Origin of the sequence: Pseudomonas sp. D2002 (genome assembly GCF_013385735.1) — a bacterium.
Taxonomy (GTDB): Bacteria; Pseudomonadota; Gammaproteobacteria; order Pseudomonadales; family Pseudomonadaceae; genus Aquipseudomonas.
The window spans coordinates 565,376-580,213 of the sequence record NZ_JACAPL010000006.1 but is presented as its reverse complement, the minus strand read 5'-3'; the positions used below and the strand labels follow the sequence as shown (position 1 = coordinate 580,213).

The 14,838-nt window shown below is 61.3% G+C and carries 12 protein-coding genes; 11 read left to right on the top strand and 1 reads right to left on the bottom strand.

Annotation, left to right across the window (positions count from 1 at the left end; translation table 11 throughout):
• Positions 1-1,068 (bottom strand): DUF2333 family protein, encoded by a 1,068-nt coding sequence (locus HX783_RS15475; RefSeq protein WP_159953959.1) that lies wholly within the window; start codon positions 1,066-1,068, stop codon positions 1-3.
• Between the two features lie 298 nt (positions 1,069-1,366).
• Here HX783_RS15475 and HX783_RS15470 point away from each other — a divergent pair, with 298 nt between their 5' ends.
• From HX783_RS15470 to purD, 11 genes are all read left to right on the top strand, one after another.
• Positions 1,367-3,037: a PleD family two-component system response regulator gene (locus HX783_RS15470; protein ID WP_177017420.1), complete on the top strand. Its 1,671-nt coding sequence runs from the start codon at positions 1,367-1,369 to the stop codon at positions 3,035-3,037.
• A gap of 1,466 nt (positions 3,038-4,503) precedes the next feature.
• The gene (locus HX783_RS30310) at positions 4,504-5,052 is read left to right on the top strand and encodes a methyl-accepting chemotaxis protein (protein ID WP_371317689.1); all 549 of its coding nucleotides are present in this window, start codon (positions 4,504-4,506) and stop codon (positions 5,050-5,052) included.
• Positions 5,053-5,364: 312 nt separating this feature from the next.
• A complete protein-coding gene (aroQ, locus tag HX783_RS15460; RefSeq protein ID WP_065940938.1) occupies positions 5,365-5,820 on the top strand; it encodes a type II 3-dehydroquinate dehydratase in 456 nt (151 codons plus the stop codon).
• A gap of 24 nt (positions 5,821-5,844) precedes the next feature.
• Positions 5,845-6,309, top strand: coding sequence for an acetyl-CoA carboxylase biotin carboxyl carrier protein (gene accB / locus HX783_RS15455; RefSeq protein ID WP_003188191.1), 465 nt, complete (start codon positions 5,845-5,847; stop codon positions 6,307-6,309).
• Positions 6,310-6,326: 17 nt separating this feature from the next.
• Positions 6,327-7,688, top strand: a complete 1,362-nt coding sequence (accC, locus tag HX783_RS15450; RefSeq protein WP_131696710.1) for an acetyl-CoA carboxylase biotin carboxylase subunit — start codon at positions 6,327-6,329, stop codon at positions 7,686-7,688.
• A 282-nt stretch (positions 7,689-7,970) separates the two neighbouring features.
• Positions 7,971-8,849: a 50S ribosomal protein L11 methyltransferase gene (prmA, locus tag HX783_RS15445; protein WP_177017418.1), complete on the top strand. Its 879-nt coding sequence runs from the start codon at positions 7,971-7,973 to the stop codon at positions 8,847-8,849.
• A gap of 30 nt (positions 8,850-8,879) precedes the next feature.
• A complete protein-coding gene (locus HX783_RS15440) occupies positions 8,880-10,139 on the top strand; it encodes a DUF3426 domain-containing protein (RefSeq protein ID WP_177017417.1) in 1,260 nt (419 codons plus the stop codon).
• A 185-nt stretch (positions 10,140-10,324) separates the two neighbouring features.
• Positions 10,325-11,338, top strand: a complete 1,014-nt coding sequence (dusB, locus tag HX783_RS15435; RefSeq protein ID WP_016976994.1) for a tRNA dihydrouridine synthase DusB — start codon at positions 10,325-10,327, stop codon at positions 11,336-11,338.
• The gene (gene fis, locus HX783_RS15430; protein ID WP_002555375.1) at positions 11,335-11,655 is read left to right on the top strand and encodes a DNA-binding transcriptional regulator Fis; all 321 of its coding nucleotides are present in this window, start codon (positions 11,335-11,337) and stop codon (positions 11,653-11,655) included. Before dusB ends, fis begins: the two co-directional genes overlap by 4 nt.
• A gap of 81 nt (positions 11,656-11,736) precedes the next feature.
• Positions 11,737-13,344, top strand: coding sequence for a bifunctional phosphoribosylaminoimidazolecarboxamide formyltransferase/IMP cyclohydrolase (gene purH / locus HX783_RS15425; RefSeq protein ID WP_177017416.1), 1,608 nt, complete (start codon positions 11,737-11,739; stop codon positions 13,342-13,344).
• 124 nt (positions 13,345-13,468) lie between these two features.
• On the top strand, positions 13,469-14,761 hold the full coding sequence (gene purD / locus HX783_RS15420) for a phosphoribosylamine--glycine ligase (protein ID WP_159953951.1): 1,293 nt from the start codon (positions 13,469-13,471) through the stop codon (positions 14,759-14,761).
• Positions 14,762-14,838 lie beyond the last annotated feature (77 nt).

Genomic DNA, 14,838 nt, shown 5'->3' with positions numbered 1-14,838 from the left:
TCACCCCTGGTTGAGGAGCTGACGCAAATCTATAACTGCAGCGTTTGCCCGGGAAATATAGTTGGCCATGACCAACGAGTGGTTGGCGAGAATGCCAAAGCCACTGCCGTTAAGAATCATAGGGCTCCAAACCGGTTCCTGCGAGGCCTCCAGCTCACGAATGATCTGGCGCACGCTGACGGTGGCGTTTTTCTTGGCCAGCACGTCGGCAAAGTCGACTTCGATGGCGCGCAGCAGGTGGGACAGCGCCCACGCCTGGCCACGGGCTTCGTAGAACACGTTGTCGATCTGCATCCATGGGGTTTCCACCACTTCTTCATCGACCTGCGGCACTTCACCCGGTGCCAGGGCTTCGGTTTTCAGTGCGGTGTTCAACTTGACCCGGCCCACGCTGGCCGACAGGCGTTGCGACAACGAGCCCAAACGGGTGGCGACGTCGCCCAGCCAGTTGTTCAGGTTATCGGCACGCGCATAAAACAGCGCACCGCGCTGGTTAGGGTCCGACAAGCGCGCTTCGTAGCGGCTCAGGGAATTGATGCCTTCCTGGTATTCCGACTCGCTGGACGGCAGCACCCAGCTCTTGTTGTCGAAGTTGAAACGCGGCTCGGCCTTGGCCAAGTCAGCGTCTTCAGCCGACTGCGACTGGGAGCGGGCGAAATCTTTACGCAGGGCGCGGGTCAGGTCGCGCACCTGCACCAGCACGCCATATTCCCAGCTCGGCATGTTGTCCATCCACAGGCCTGGCGGGAAACGGTCATTGGAGATGTAGCCACCGGGCTTGTTCAGCAAGGTGCCGACCACGGTCTTGAGGGTTTCGACGGTGGTGTAGCCCACCACCATCTGCTTGCCTTCCTTCTCGGCGGCAAGCTGGGCATTTTGCTGGACCGGGAACAGCGCCGGCTCTTCGCTCCAGTACCAGCCCAGCGCGCCGGTGACCAACAGGTACAACCCCAGCACGCTGAGCACGGCTCGGCTCATCACCAGGTTGCGAAAGTAGCTACGGTTGGCCGACTTGGGCTCAGGGGCGGGGCCTTTGGCACTGCCTGCGCGGTTTTTCCAGTCCAGCATGGCGATATCCTTTCAATCACTTGAGTTCATGCACGTCATTTGTCCGGGTGCGTTCAAACACTCCGACCACAACCCTACCCCATCGTGCCCATCGGTGCGGGGCTTTTAACAGAAGTGGCGCGCCAGAGATGTTCGACTATAAATGATGCACGCTTTTTACGCAGTGCGACCACAAGGTCAAAAACTGAATACGGCAGACGTGTACTTAATTGACGTATGACACTCATGTAGAAGAAAAGAGGTGCTAGCATAGAGCCATCAGTCGACCTCAGCATGCACCCTAACTAGTAGTCAGGATATGACCGAGCCAGAAGACCCCAGCCGTGAGCGTCTCAAGCACCATTTTGCCCAGCGGGTAATTCATCAGGCACGTCAAATTCTTGAGATCTGGCAACGCCTGCAACGCAGCGAATGGTCGAACACCGATTTGTCCGAACTCAGCGAAGCCAACCTGCGCCTGCTGCGCTTTGCCGAGCGTTTCGAACAGCCGGAGCACGGCCAGCTGGCGCGGCACATTGGCGAATCGCTCAAGGCAGTCGACGAAAATCGCGGGCGCCTGAGCAGCCAGGTCATCACCGAACTCAACCGCCTGATGCAGCGCCTGTCCCGCACCGGCCTGCGCCAGGGCGATCAGCTGGAACAAACCTTCCTGCCGCCGATGCGCAAGCCGATCTACGTGATGCTGGCGGACCACGACCGCGCCGAGCGCCTGGCCAAGCAGCTGGAATTCTTTGGCATGAGCGCACAGCCGCTGGACAGCGTGGCGGCATTTCGCGCCTCGCTGGCCGAGCGCCTGCCGTCAGCGATTGTGATGGACGTGGATTTCTGCGGCCAAGGTTTAGGCCTCAAACTCGCAGCCGAGGCCCAGGAAGGCCTGGAGCAAAAGCTGCCGCTGTTATTTTTCAGCCTGCATGAAACCGACACCCCGACGCGCCTGGCCGCCGTGCGTGCCGGCGGCCAGGAATTCCTCACCGGCACCCTCGAAGCCTCGAGCCTGCTGGAAAAGATCGAAGTGCTGACCTGCGTCGCGCAGTACGAACCCTACAAAGTACTGATCATCGACGACTCGCGCGCCCAAGCCCTGCACACCGAGCGCCTGCTCAACAGCGCCGGCATTGTCACGCGCACCTTGATCGAGCCGATCCAGGCGATGGCCGAGCTGGCGGATTTCCAGCCGGACCTGATCATCCTCGACATGTACATGCCCGCCTGCACCGGCACTGAACTGGCCAAGGTGATTCGCCACAATGACCGTTACGTCAGCGTGCCGATCATTTACCTGTCGGCCGAAGACGATCTGGATAAGCAGCTCGACGCCATGAGCGAAGGCGGTGACGACTTCCTCACCAAACCGATCAAGCCGCGCCACCTGATCACCACCGTGCGCAACCGCGCCGCCCGCGCGCGCAACCTCAAGGCGCGGATGGTGCGCGACAGCCTGACCGGGTTGTACAACCACACCCATATCCTGCAATTGCTCGAAGACTGCAGCTTCCGCGCGCGCCGCGAGAACAAGCCGCTGAGCTTCGCCATGCTGGATATCGACCACTTCAAGCGGGTCAATGACAGCCACGGCCACCCGATGGGCGACCGCGTGATCAAGAGCCTGGCGCTGTTTCTCAAGCAGCGTTTGCGCAAGACCGACTACATCGGCCGCTACGGCGGTGAAGAATTCGCCATCGTGATGCCCGACACCGATCTGGAATCGGCCTGCAAAGTGCTGGACGAAATCCGCGGGCGCTTTGCCGAAATCCATTACCCGGCCCAACCGCAGGATTTGTGGTGCACTTTCAGCGCCGGGCTGGTGGAGCTGTGCGACGGCTCCGACAGCCTGATGATGGCCGCCCAGGCGGATGAGGCGCTGTACCGCGCCAAGGACGCCGGGCGTAACCGTGTGCACGCTGCGCGTACGTCAAAGCAAAGTGCCACCTTTTCACCGGAATTCACTGATTCCGTCATAACTTTGTAACGCAAACGCAATAACTTCAGGCACTTATCTTTTGCTGTCGGTTGAAACCACGCATGCGCCTGAAGCTGCTGACCAATCTGAACACCCTTCTTCTGGTGGCCGTGTGCCTGGCCCTTGGGGCCACGTTGTGGTGGTCGCAACGGGCACTGGAACGCCCGTATTTGCTGATGGAACGCTACCTCGGCCTGTCGCAGACCTTTCAGAACCAGGCCGCCCGCAACATCGACGACTACCTCGTCAGCGGCGACGCCTTGCGCTTGAGCAGTGCCAGCCAGAGCCTGGAAGCACTGTTGCAGCAGGTTGATGAACTGCCGGCGGACCTCGCGCAAAACCTGCGCCCCAGCCTCGTCGACCTGGACACCTTCAGCAAAACCGACCTGCTCGCCGCCGGCAAACTGGCGGGCGACCCACAAGCGCTGTTGCTGCAAGCCGAACGTGAACTGGGTGCGAACCTGGAGCAATTGAGCCAGTACGCCATGGGCGTCAACTCGCCGGAGGCCTCACGCTACTTGCCGCCACTGCTGGCCGCCGCCCAACACTTGGGCAAACTGTCCCTGGCCCGCGACAAGCTGGTCAGCAGCGGGCGCGCGGAATTGGCCGATGAGGTGGAGCGCGAAGTCGCCAGCATCCGTGCCCAGGCCGACCTGCTGGCACAGCTGCCGTTGCTGGGCGTAAAGGCCAGTACCGAGTCCAGCACCGACGACTTTTCCGCCATGATGGGCCTGGAAAACAGCGAAAAAGCTGAAGTGCAGGACACCGGCGTCGACCTCAAGCGTGAACTCAACAGCCTGCTGACCCGCTACCCCGCCGAACTCAAGCGCACCCGCGACCAAATCCAGACACGCACCGCGCTGGCCGACAGCACCCACGTGAAAATCGCCGCCGTGCAGCACGCCATCGCCGGCCTGGAGCCGGTGGTGCGCGCGCAGCACGGCAAGATCCAGGGCGAAGTGCGCCTGATGCAGGGCGTGATGATCGGCCTGATCCTGTTGATTGCGCTGCTCATCGACACCCTGCAACGGCGCCTGGCGCGCGTATTGACCAACTTGGCCCCGGCCTTGTCGACCTGGGCCGAAGGCGACTTCAGCCAGCCGATTGCGCTGGGCAAGACCAACCGCGAACTGCACGATATCGAAGCCTCGCTTAACCGCTTGCGCGCTTACCTGGTCGACTTGGTCGGCACCATTCGCGGCAACGCCGAAGAAGTCGCCGGCAGCAGCCGCGCCCTCGCAGAGCTAAGCAGTGGCCTGCACGACGGGGCCGAGCGCCAGGCCGGCGATACGGCGCAGATCCGTGATTCGCTGGGTGAATTGGAAGCGACCATCCAGCAAGTGGCCGGTGATGCCAGCCAGGCCGCCGGTGCCAGCCGCAGTGCAGGCCAGGCCGTGGAACAGGGCCAGCGGGTGATCGGCCTGAGCCTGACCGGGCTGCATGCCTTGGTGGGTGAAGTGCAGCAAAACGCCCAGATGATCGAAAAACTCGCCGAGGAATCCGCCACCATCGGCGGCGTGCTGACGGTGATTCGCGCGATTGCCGACCAGACCAACCTGCTCGCGCTGAACGCCGCCATCGAAGCCGCACGTGCCGGTGAAGCCGGGCGCGGGTTTGCGGTGGTCGCCGATGAGGTGCGTTCGCTGGCCCAACGCACCGCCGGCGCCACCGCCGAAATCCAGAGCCTGATCGCCGGCCTGCAAACCGCCGCCCACCAATCGGTGCAAGGCATGCGCGCGCAGGTCGAGCACGCCGAAGCTACCGCCCAGCAAGCCCAGGCGGCCGACGGTGCCCTGGACGAAATCGTCGGCGCTATTCAGACGATTTCCGACACGGCGGTGCGCATCGCCGATGTGACCGCGCAGCAGAGTGGCGCCGTCAGTGAGATTCGCGATAACAGCGAGCGGATTCACCAGTTGGGTGAGGATAATTTGCTGCGTATTGGCCAGGGGCGTCGCCAGGGAGAGCATCTGCTGGTGCTGGGTGGGCAGCTTAATACGGCGGTGCAGGCGTTCCGGGTTTAATCCGCTCTAATGCCATGCACAAATCAAAATGTGGGAGCGGCGGTGCGACGATTCGACTTGCTCGCGAATGCGGTGGCTCAGTCAATTCATTTCTCACTGATCCACCGCTTTCGCGAGCGAGCCCGCTCCCACATTGGATCTCCTGCGATTTCAGGACCGTGCTACCAATGACCGGAATCCGAGCCCCAGTCACAAATTTTGCGCAATCCTCGCTAATCGTGCTGCCTACTGCATAGAACTGGACAGTCACAAAGGCTTTGCGGCATAGTCGCCGGGTTCTGCCGTACCCACATCAATAACAAGGAACAGCCGATGGCGACCTTACTGGTTCTTCACGGACCCAACCTGAACCTGCTCGGCACCCGTGAACCGGGCGTCTACGGGGCAGTCACCCTCGATCAGATCAACCTCGATCTGGAACGACGGGCACGTGAAGCCGGCCACCATTTGCTCTACCTGCAAAGTAATGCCGAGTACGAATTGATTGATCGCATCCATGCCGCGCGCAGCGAAGGCGTGGACTTTATTCTGATCAATCCCGCCGCTTTTACGCACACGAGTGTTGCATTACGTGACGCGCTGCTGGCGGTGAGCATCCCATTTATCGAAGTGCATTTGTCGAACGTGCACAAACGCGAACCTTTCCGCCATCACTCTTACTTCTCCGACGTAGCGGTAGGAGTGATCTGCGGCCTTGGCGCCAGCGGTTACCGACTGGCCCTGGAGGCCGCCCTGGAACAGCTTGAACAACCGGCCAAGCGCCCCTGACCGACCCTTGGGAGTTGATGATTCATGGATATCCGTAAAGTTAAGAAACTGATCGAACTGCTGGAAGAATCCGGTATCGACGAGCTGGAAATCAAGGAAGGCGAAGAGTCCGTACGGATCAGCCGTCACAGCAAAACCCCAGCCCAACAGTTCTACGCACCGCAAATGCAAGCACCGGCTCCAGCCGCTGCTGCTCCGGCCGCCGCACCTGCTGCTGCCGCAGCGCCTGCAGCACCGGCTGCGCCTGCACTGAACGGCTTCGTGGTCAAGTCGCCAATGGTCGGTACGTTCTACCGCACCCCGGCACCGACCTCGCCAGCCTTCGTTGAAGTCGGCAAGACTGTGAAAGTGGGCGACACCATCTGCATCGTTGAAGCGATGAAGATGATGAACCACATCACCGCTGAAAAAGCCGGCGTCATCGAATCCATCCTGGTAGAAAACGGTCAGCCGGTTGAGTACGACCAGCCGCTGTTCACCATCGTTTGAACCGCGGAGCACCTTCGATGTTGAAACCTGCGAAGAAACTGCAAAAAGTCCTGATCGCCAACCGCGGCGAGATCGCGCTGCGGATCCTGCGCGCCTGTAAGGAAGAGGGCATCAAGACCGTCGCTGTTTACTCGACGGCCGATACCGAACTGATGCACGTGAAACTGGCGGACGAGAGCATCTGCATCGGCCCGCCACTGGCGACCAACTCGTACCTGAAAGTCTCCAACATCATCGCGGCCGCTGAAGTGACCGGCGCCGATGGCATTCACCCAGGCTACGGCTTCCTTGCGGAAAACGCCGATTTCGCCGAACAGGTGGAAAAATCCGGGTTCGCCTTCATCGGCCCGAAAGCCGAAACCATTCGCCTGATGGGCGACAAGGTATCGGCCAAGGACGCGATGATCGCAGCCGGCGTGCCAACCGTTCCAGGTTCCGACGGCCCGCTGCCTGAAGACGAGGAAACCGCTCTGCGCATTGGTCGCGAAGTCGGCTACCCGGTGATCATCAAGGCCGCCGGTGGCGGTGGTGGTCGCGGCATGCGTGTGGTGCACAAGGAAGAAGAGCTGATCGAAGCCGCCAAGCAGACTCGCTCCGAAGCGGCTGCCTGGTTCGGCAACCCGATGGTCTACCTGGAAAAGTACCTGACCAACCCACGTCACGTGGAAGTGCAGGTGCTGTCCGACGGCCAGGGCCACGCCATCCACCTGGGCGACCGCGATTGCTCGCTGCAACGTCGTCACCAGAAGGTACTGGAAGAAGCACCGGCACCGGGCCTGGATGAAACCGCGCGCCAGGAAGTGCTGGCTCGCTGCGTCAAGGCGTGCATCGACATCAACTACCGTGGCGCCGGTACGTTCGAGTTCCTCTACGAGAACGGCCGTTTCTACTTCATCGAGATGAACACTCGTGTGCAAGTAGAGCACCCGGTATCCGAGATGGTCACCGGTATCGACATCGTCAAGGAGATGCTCAGCATCGCCGCCGGCAATGTGCTGTCCTTCACCCAGGACGACGTGAAGATCCACGGCCACTCCCTGGAGTGCCGGATCAACGCCGAAGACCCCAAAACCTTTATCCCAAGCCCTGGCCTGGTCAAGCATTTCCACGCGCCCGGCGGCAACGGCGTACGTGTGGATTCGCACCTGTACAGCGGCTACAAGGTTCCGTCCAACTACGACTCGCTGATCGGCAAGCTGATCACCTGGGGCGCCACCCGCGACGAGGCCATGGCCCGTATGCGTAACGCCCTGGACGAAATCGTGGTTGACGGCATCAAGACCAACATCCCGCTGCACCGGGATCTGGTTCGCGATGAAGGCTTCTGCGAAGGTGGTGTGAACATTCACTACCTGGAACACAAGCTGGCCAACCAGTAAGTGCTCCACCCAACAAAGCCGCCTTCGGGCGGCTTTGTTGTTTCTGGAATACCGTTTTTTTCTGGATAGACACAATACCCCTGTGGGAGCGGGCTTGCTCGCGAAGGCGGTGGGTCAGCTGGAACATAAGGCGACTGACCCGACGCCTTCGCGAGCAAGCCCGCTCCCACATTTGGACCGAGTACGGTCAGTGGTGTCGTCTTCTTCCCCACGCTCGCGTAAACTTGCGCCCTTTCGCAGCCCCTCCCCGCTGCACACTCATTTTTTTCAAAGGTGCCCGCCATGCCTTGGCTGCAAGTCCGTCTCGCCATCAGCCCAGAACAAGCCGAAACCTACGAAGACGCTTTCCTTGAAGTGGGCGCTGTCTCGGTGACATTCATGGACGCCGAAGACCAACCGATCTTCGAACCGGAACTCAACACCACCCCGCTGTGGTCCCACACCCACCTGCTGGCCCTGTTCGAAGACGGCACCGATGCCACCGCCGTGCTGGCTCATATGGAATTGCTCACCGGCAGCCCGCTGCCCGAGCACCACAGCGAAGTAATCGAAGACCAGGACTGGGAACGCAGCTGGATGGACAACTTCCAGCCAATGCGTTTCGGCCAGCGCCTGTGGATCGTGCCAAGCTGGCACGCCGCACCTGAGCCGGATGCCGTCAACCTGCTGCTCGACCCGGGCCTGGCGTTCGGCACCGGCACCCACCCCACCACCGCGCTGTGCCTGGAATGGCTGGACGGCCAGGACCTGACCGACTGCAACGTGCTGGACTTCGGCTGCGGCTCGGGGATCCTGGCGATTGCCGCCCTGCTGCTGGGCGCCAAGGAAGCCGTCGGCACCGACATCGACGTGCAAGCGCTGGAAGCCTCCCGCGATAACGCCGGGCGCAACAACATTCCTGAAGGCAAATTCCCACTGTACCTGCCGGAGCAATTGCCCCAGGTGCAGGCTGATGTGCTGGTTGCCAATATCCTCGCCGGGCCGCTGGTTTCTTTGGCGCCGCAACTGTCGAGCCTGGTCAAGTCGGGCGGCCGCCTGGCGCTGTCGGGCATCCTCGCCGAGCAAGGTGAAGACGTGGCGGCGGCCTACGCCAAGGATTTCGAGCTGGACCCGATCGCCAACCGCGATGGCTGGGTACGCATCAGTGGTCGTCGGCGCTAGAATGAGCGCTTGCCTGAATCGGATGGCCGCATGACCGACAGTTTCGTCACCCAGTGCCCACATTGCCAAGCGCGCTTTCGCGTCAGCCACGCTCAATTGAACGTGGCCCGTGGCGTTGTGCGCTGCGGCTCATGCCTGCAGGTGTTCAACGCGGTGCGCCAACTGCTGGAGCAGCGCGCCAACGCATCGGCGCCAGCTGCGCAAAAGCCGGCCAGCGCTGAAGAAGCAATTGACCCCATTGTTGAGGCACCACGCGCCATCAGCCAGAAACAGTGGACCGCCGAAGAGCTGGACCTGGACAACCTGGACCTGGACGAAGAGCTGGCCAAACTTGAGCGCCGCGAGATTCAGCACACTCAGCCGATGAGCGCGGAGCGCCGCCAGGCGAACGCTGACCGTCGGCAACCTGAGGACGCCCTTAGTGCCAGTCGCGTCAGCGTCAAGGCCGAGGAAGAAAAATGGGCCGCCAGCCTGTTCAGCGAACCGCCTGAGGAACGCGCCCAAGCAGCGCAAGACGAACCTGAACCGCCCAAGGCGCCTGCGACCAAGCAGCGCACCGAGCCGTCCATGTCGTTTCACACCGGCGATATCGACGAAGAGCCACCACTGCGCTCAGCCCCTGACGATGACGACGACGATCTCGACCCGCCGCTCACGCCCGTGACCGAGCCCCTGGACGAGCCGGAACCGCAAGTCCCCCCTAAACCCCGTCGCAAGCGCCCGCGCCCCGAAGCCAGCATTCACGATGACGTGCTCCAGGACCTGGAAGACGACCCGCTGCATCTTTACGCGCAAAAACGCCCGCCAAGCTGGGGCCGCCGCCTTATCTGGATAATCCTGGTCTTATTGGCCGCTGCCGGCCTCGCAGGCCAGTACATCGCCTACCAATTCGACGACCTGGCCCGCCAGGACGCCTATCGACCGTGGTTCCAGCAGCTGTGTCCAACCCTGGGCTGCACCGTGCCATCACGGGTCGATATCGCCCATATCAAGAGCAGCAACCTGGTGGTACGCAGCAACCCGGAGTTCGCCGGGGCGCTGGTGGTGGACGCGATCATTTATAACCGTGCAACGTTCACCCAGCCATTTCCGCTGCTGGAGCTGCGCTTTGCCGACTTGAACGGCAGCCTGATTGCCAGTCGTCGCTTCAAACCGGCCGAATACCTCAGCGGCGAGCTGGCCGGGGTGAGCGAAATGCCTTCGCAGACACCGATCCATATCTCCCTGGACATCCTCGACCCAGGTAGCAAAGCCGTGAATTACAGCCTGAGCTTTCACTCGCCCGAGTGAAACAACACGTGCGTCGAGGTTTGACGGCAGATTATTGACTTGACGCTGCGCAACCAAACCGGCGGCGATAAAGAAATAACTGTTCAGATTTTATCCAATTCAGCCTTTATCCAGTCATCGAGAGCGGGTATCATGCCAACCCTTTTTCGAACTCTAATGATCCGGCCCCACAACAGGGAAGTCCTATGTCGGCGGTACGCATCGGCCCATACACATTGCAAAACGGCTTGATCCTCGCCCCGATGGCGGGCGTCACCGACCAGCCCTTTCGTCAGCTGTGCAAGCGTTTGGGCGCGGGTCTAGTAGTCTCTGAAATGGTCACCAGCGACATGAGCTTGTGGAACACCCGCAAATCGCGGATGCGCATGATCCACGAAGGTGATCCCGAGCCCCGCTCGGTACAGATCGCCGGTGGTGATGCACAGATGCTGGCGGATGCGGCCCGGGCCAACGTGGAGTTGGGCGCACAGATCATCGACATCAACATGGGCTGCCCGGCCAAGAAGGTCTGCAACAAGGCCGCCGGTTCCGCGCTGTTGAAAGATGAGCAATTGGTAGCCGAGATCCTGCAGGCCGTTGTCGCCGCAGTCGATGTGCCGGTCACCCTGAAGATTCGTACCGGCTGGGACCGGGACAACAAGAACGGCCTGACGGTGGCGAAGATCGCTGAACAGGCAGGAATTACAGCGCTGGCGGTGCATGGCCGCACCCGCGCCGACCTTTACACCGGTGAAGCCGAGTACGACACCATTGCCGCGATCAAGCAGGCGGTGTCGATGCCGGTCTTTGCCAATGGCGACATCGACTCAGCCGAGAAAGCCCGGCGCGTGCTGCACGCAACCGGCGCCGATGGCTTGTTGATTGGCCGGGCCGCCCAGGGGCGACCGTGGATTTTTCGTGAGATCGAGCATTTTCTGCGTACCGGCGAAGTCTTGCCGGCACCGGAGTTGATCGAGGTGGAACGTATTCTGCTAGAGCATCTGGCCGCCCTGCACGCCTTCTATGGGGACGTGATGGGAGTACGCATTGCTCGCAAGCATGTCGGCTGGTATCTCGCAACCTTGCCGGGCGCCAGGGAGTTTCGCGCCCACTTCAATCGTTTGGATGATACGGAAGCACAGTGCGCCAACGTTCGTGAGTTTTTCAGCGAGCGTTACAAGAGCCTGGGGACAGGGGACGGAGAGGGGGTGGCCGCATGACGATGATGACCGAGACTTTAGTGAGTGGAACAACACCCGTGAGCGACAACGTCAATTTGAAACAGCACCTCAACACGCCGAGCGAAGAAGGCCAGACCCTTCGCGGGAGTGTCGAGAAGGCGCTGCACAATTATTTCGCCCACCTTGAGGGCGCTTCCGTCACGGACGTGTACAACCTGGTGCTCTCCGAAGTCGAGGCGCCCTTGCTCGAAAGCGTGATGAACTACGTCAAGGGCAACCAGACCAAAGCCAGTGAGCTGCTGGGCCTCAACCGTGGCACCTTGCGCAAAAAGCTCAAGCAGTACGATTTGCTGTAAGCATTCAATCAAACCAGAAAGGCGCCCGCGTAAAAACGGTCGCCTTTTTTGCTGACTCCTTTGCTTTTGATGGAAATTGAAATGACCGACCAGACCACCCGCCTGCCGATCCGCCGCGCCTTGATCAGTGTCTCCGACAAGACCGGGATCCTCGAATTTGCCCGGGAGCTGGAAGCCCTGGGCGTGGAAATCCTCTCCACAGGCGGGACCTTCAAACTGCTGCAGGACAACGGCGTGGCCGCAGTAGAAGTCGCGGACTACACCGGTTTCGCAGAAATGATGGACGGTCGGGTCAAGACCCTGCACCCGAAAATCCACGGCGGTATCCTCGGCCGTCGCGGTATCGACGACGCCATCATGAGCGAGCACGGCATCAAGCCGATCGACCTGGTGGCCGTTAACCTCTACCCGTTCGAAGCCACCATCAACAAGCCAGGCTGCGACCTGCCGACCGCCATCGAAAACATCGATATCGGCGGCCCGACCATGGTTCGCTCGGCAGCCAAAAACCACAAAGACGTGGCCATCGTGGTGAACGCCAGCGACTACGCCAACGTGCTTGAAAGCCTGAAAGCCGGTGGCCTGACCTACGCCCAGCGCTTCGACCTGATGCTCAAGGCGTTCGAACACACTGCCGCCTATGACGGCATGATCGCCAACTACATGGGCACCGTGAACCAGGCCGCTGAAACCCTCTCGACCTCCGATCGCAGCCAGTTCCCGCGCACCTTCAACAGCCAGTTCATCAAGGCCCAGGAAATGCGCTACGGCGAGAACCCGCACCAGAGCGCGGCGTTCTACGTGGAAGCCAAACCGGCCGAAGTCGGCATCGCTACCGCGACCCAACTGCAAGGCAAAGAGCTGTCCTACAACAACGTGGCCGACACCGACGCCGCGCTGGAATGTGTGAAGAGCTTCGTCAAGCCAGCCTGCGTGATCGTCAAGCACGCCAACCCGTGCGGCGTGGCCGTGAGCCCGGACGCAGAAGGCGGCATCCGCCAGGCGTACGAACTGGCCTACGCCACCGACACCGAATCCGCATTCGGCGGCATCATCGCCTTCAACCGTGAACTGGACGCCGAGACCGCCAAGGCGATCGTTGAGCGTCAGTTTGTTGAAGTGATCATCGCCCCAAGCGTGAGTGAAGAAGCCCGCGCCATCGTGGCTGCCAAAGCCAACGTGCGCCTGCTGGCATGCGGCGAGTGGTCGGCTGAACGCGCAGCTGCCTGGGACTACAAGCGCGTCAACGGCGGCTTGCTGGTACAGAGCCGCGACATCGGCATGATCGGCAGCGAAGACCTCAAAGTCGTGACCAAGCGCGCGCCGACCGAGCAGGAAATCAACGACCTGATCTTCGCCTGGAAAGTCGCCAAGTACGTTAAATCCAACGCTATCGTCTACGCCAAGAACCGCCAGACCATCGGTGTCGGCGCCGGCCAGATGAGCCGCGTGAACTCGGCCCGTATCGCCGCGATCAAGGCGGAACACGCCGGGTTGCAGGTCGCCGGTTCGGTGATGGCGTCCGACGCGTTCTTCCCGTTCCGTGACGGCCTGGACAATGCCGCGAAAGCCGGTGTGACCGCCGTGATCCAACCGGGCGGTTCGATGCGTGATGCTGAAGTCATCGCGGCAGCCGACGAAGCCGGCATTGCCATGGTCTTCACCGGCATGCGCCACTTCCGCCACTGATTGATCGTTCCCACGCTACGCGTGGGAACGCAGCCCGGGACGCTCCGCGTCCCTGGGACGCAGAGCGTCCGTAGAGGCATTCCCACGCAGAGCGTGGGAACGATCATCCACACGAGGTTTTGAAATGAATGTTTTGATCATTGGCAGCGGTGGCCGTGAACACGCCCTGGCCTGGAAAGTAGCCCAGGACCCACGCGTCCAGAAAGTATTCGTGGCTCCCGGCAACGCCGGCACCGCCATTGAAGCCAAGTGCGAAAACGTCGCCATCGACGTGCTGGCCCTGGAACAGCTGGCCGACTTCGCCGAGAAGAATGTGTCCCTGACCATCGTCGGTCCGGAAGTACCATTGGTGGCCGGCGTCGTGGACCTGTTCCGCAGCCGTGGCCTGGACTGCTTCGGCCCGACCGCCGGCGCTGCCCAGCTGGAAGGCTCCAAGGCGTTCACCAAGGATTTCCTGGCACGCCACAAGATTCCGACCGCCGACTACCAGAACTTCACCGAGATCGAGCCGGCCCTGGCTTACCTGCGTGAAAAAGGTGCACCGATCGTGATCAAGGCCGATGGCCTGGCCGCCGGTAAAGGCGTGATCGTTGCGATGACCCTGCAGGAAGCCGAAGACGCCGTGCGCGACATGCTCGCCGGCAACGCATTTGGTGACGCCGGTTCGCGCGTGGTCATCGAGGAATTCCTCGACGGCGAAGAAGCCAGCTTCATCGTGATGGTCGACGGCAAGAACGTCCTGCCGATGGCCACCAGCCAAGACCACAAACGCGTCGGCGACGGCGATAGCGGCCCGAACACCGGCGGCATGGGTGCTTACTCCCCTGCCCCGGTGGTCACCGCTGAAGTACACAAGCGCGTCATGGACCTGGTGATCTGGCCGACCGTGCGCGGCATGGCCGACGAAGGCAATGTGTACACCGGCTTCCTCTACGCAGGCCTGATGATCGACAAAGCCGGTAACCCGAAAGTCATCGAGTTCAACTGCCGCTTTGGCGATCCGGAAACCCAACCGGTGATGCTGCGCCTGCAATCGAGCCTGGTGCTGCTGGTGGAAGCTGCCCTGGCCCAAGCGCTGGACAAGGTTGAAGCGCAGTGGGATCCGCGTCCGAGTGTCGGCATTGTGCTGGCGGCCGGCGGCTACCCTGCCGACTACGCCAAGGGCGATGTCATTGAAGGCCTGGACGCAGCTGCTACGCTGGAAGGCAAGGTGTTCCATGCGGGCACCGCGCTCAAGGATGGCAAAGTTGTAACCGCAGGTGGCCGTGTATTGTGCGCCACAGCAATGGGTGCCAGTGTCGACGCTGCGCAACAACAGGCGTACAAACTGGCCGCGAAGATCGACTGGAAAGGCTGCTTCTACCGCACAGACATCGGCTACCGCGCCATTGCCCGTGAACGTGGCGAGAACCAGTAAATAGCTACCCACCCGTAGCTATCCATTCGGTTAGGCAAGGGCCTCTGGCCCTTGCCGTACACATGTCACCCCGCGCA

Coding starts and splice junctions, on each gene's coding strand:
- prmA (WP_177017418.1), top strand. CDS start 7,971: ATGCCTTGGCTGCAAGTCCGTCTCGCCATCAGCCCAGAACAAGCCGAA.
- purD (WP_159953951.1), top strand. CDS start 13,469: ATGAATGTTTTGATCATTGGCAGCGGTGGCCGTGAACACGCCCTGGCC.
- HX783_RS15470 (WP_177017420.1), top strand. CDS start 1,367: ATGACCGAGCCAGAAGACCCCAGCCGTGAGCGTCTCAAGCACCATTTT.
- fis (WP_002555375.1), top strand. CDS start 11,335: ATGACGATGATGACCGAGACTTTAGTGAGTGGAACAACACCCGTGAGC.
- HX783_RS15440 (WP_177017417.1), top strand. CDS start 8,880: ATGACCGACAGTTTCGTCACCCAGTGCCCACATTGCCAAGCGCGCTTT.
- purH (WP_177017416.1), top strand. CDS start 11,737: ATGACCGACCAGACCACCCGCCTGCCGATCCGCCGCGCCTTGATCAGT.
- dusB (WP_016976994.1), top strand. CDS start 10,325: ATGTCGGCGGTACGCATCGGCCCATACACATTGCAAAACGGCTTGATC.
- HX783_RS30310 (WP_371317689.1), top strand. CDS start 4,504: ATGATCGAAAAACTCGCCGAGGAATCCGCCACCATCGGCGGCGTGCTG.
- aroQ (WP_065940938.1), top strand. CDS start 5,365: ATGGCGACCTTACTGGTTCTTCACGGACCCAACCTGAACCTGCTCGGC.
- HX783_RS15475 (WP_159953959.1), bottom strand. CDS start 1,068: ATGCTGGACTGGAAAAACCGCGCAGGCAGTGCCAAAGGCCCCGCCCCT.
- accC (WP_131696710.1), top strand. CDS start 6,327: ATGTTGAAACCTGCGAAGAAACTGCAAAAAGTCCTGATCGCCAACCGC.
- accB (WP_003188191.1), top strand. CDS start 5,845: ATGGATATCCGTAAAGTTAAGAAACTGATCGAACTGCTGGAAGAATCC.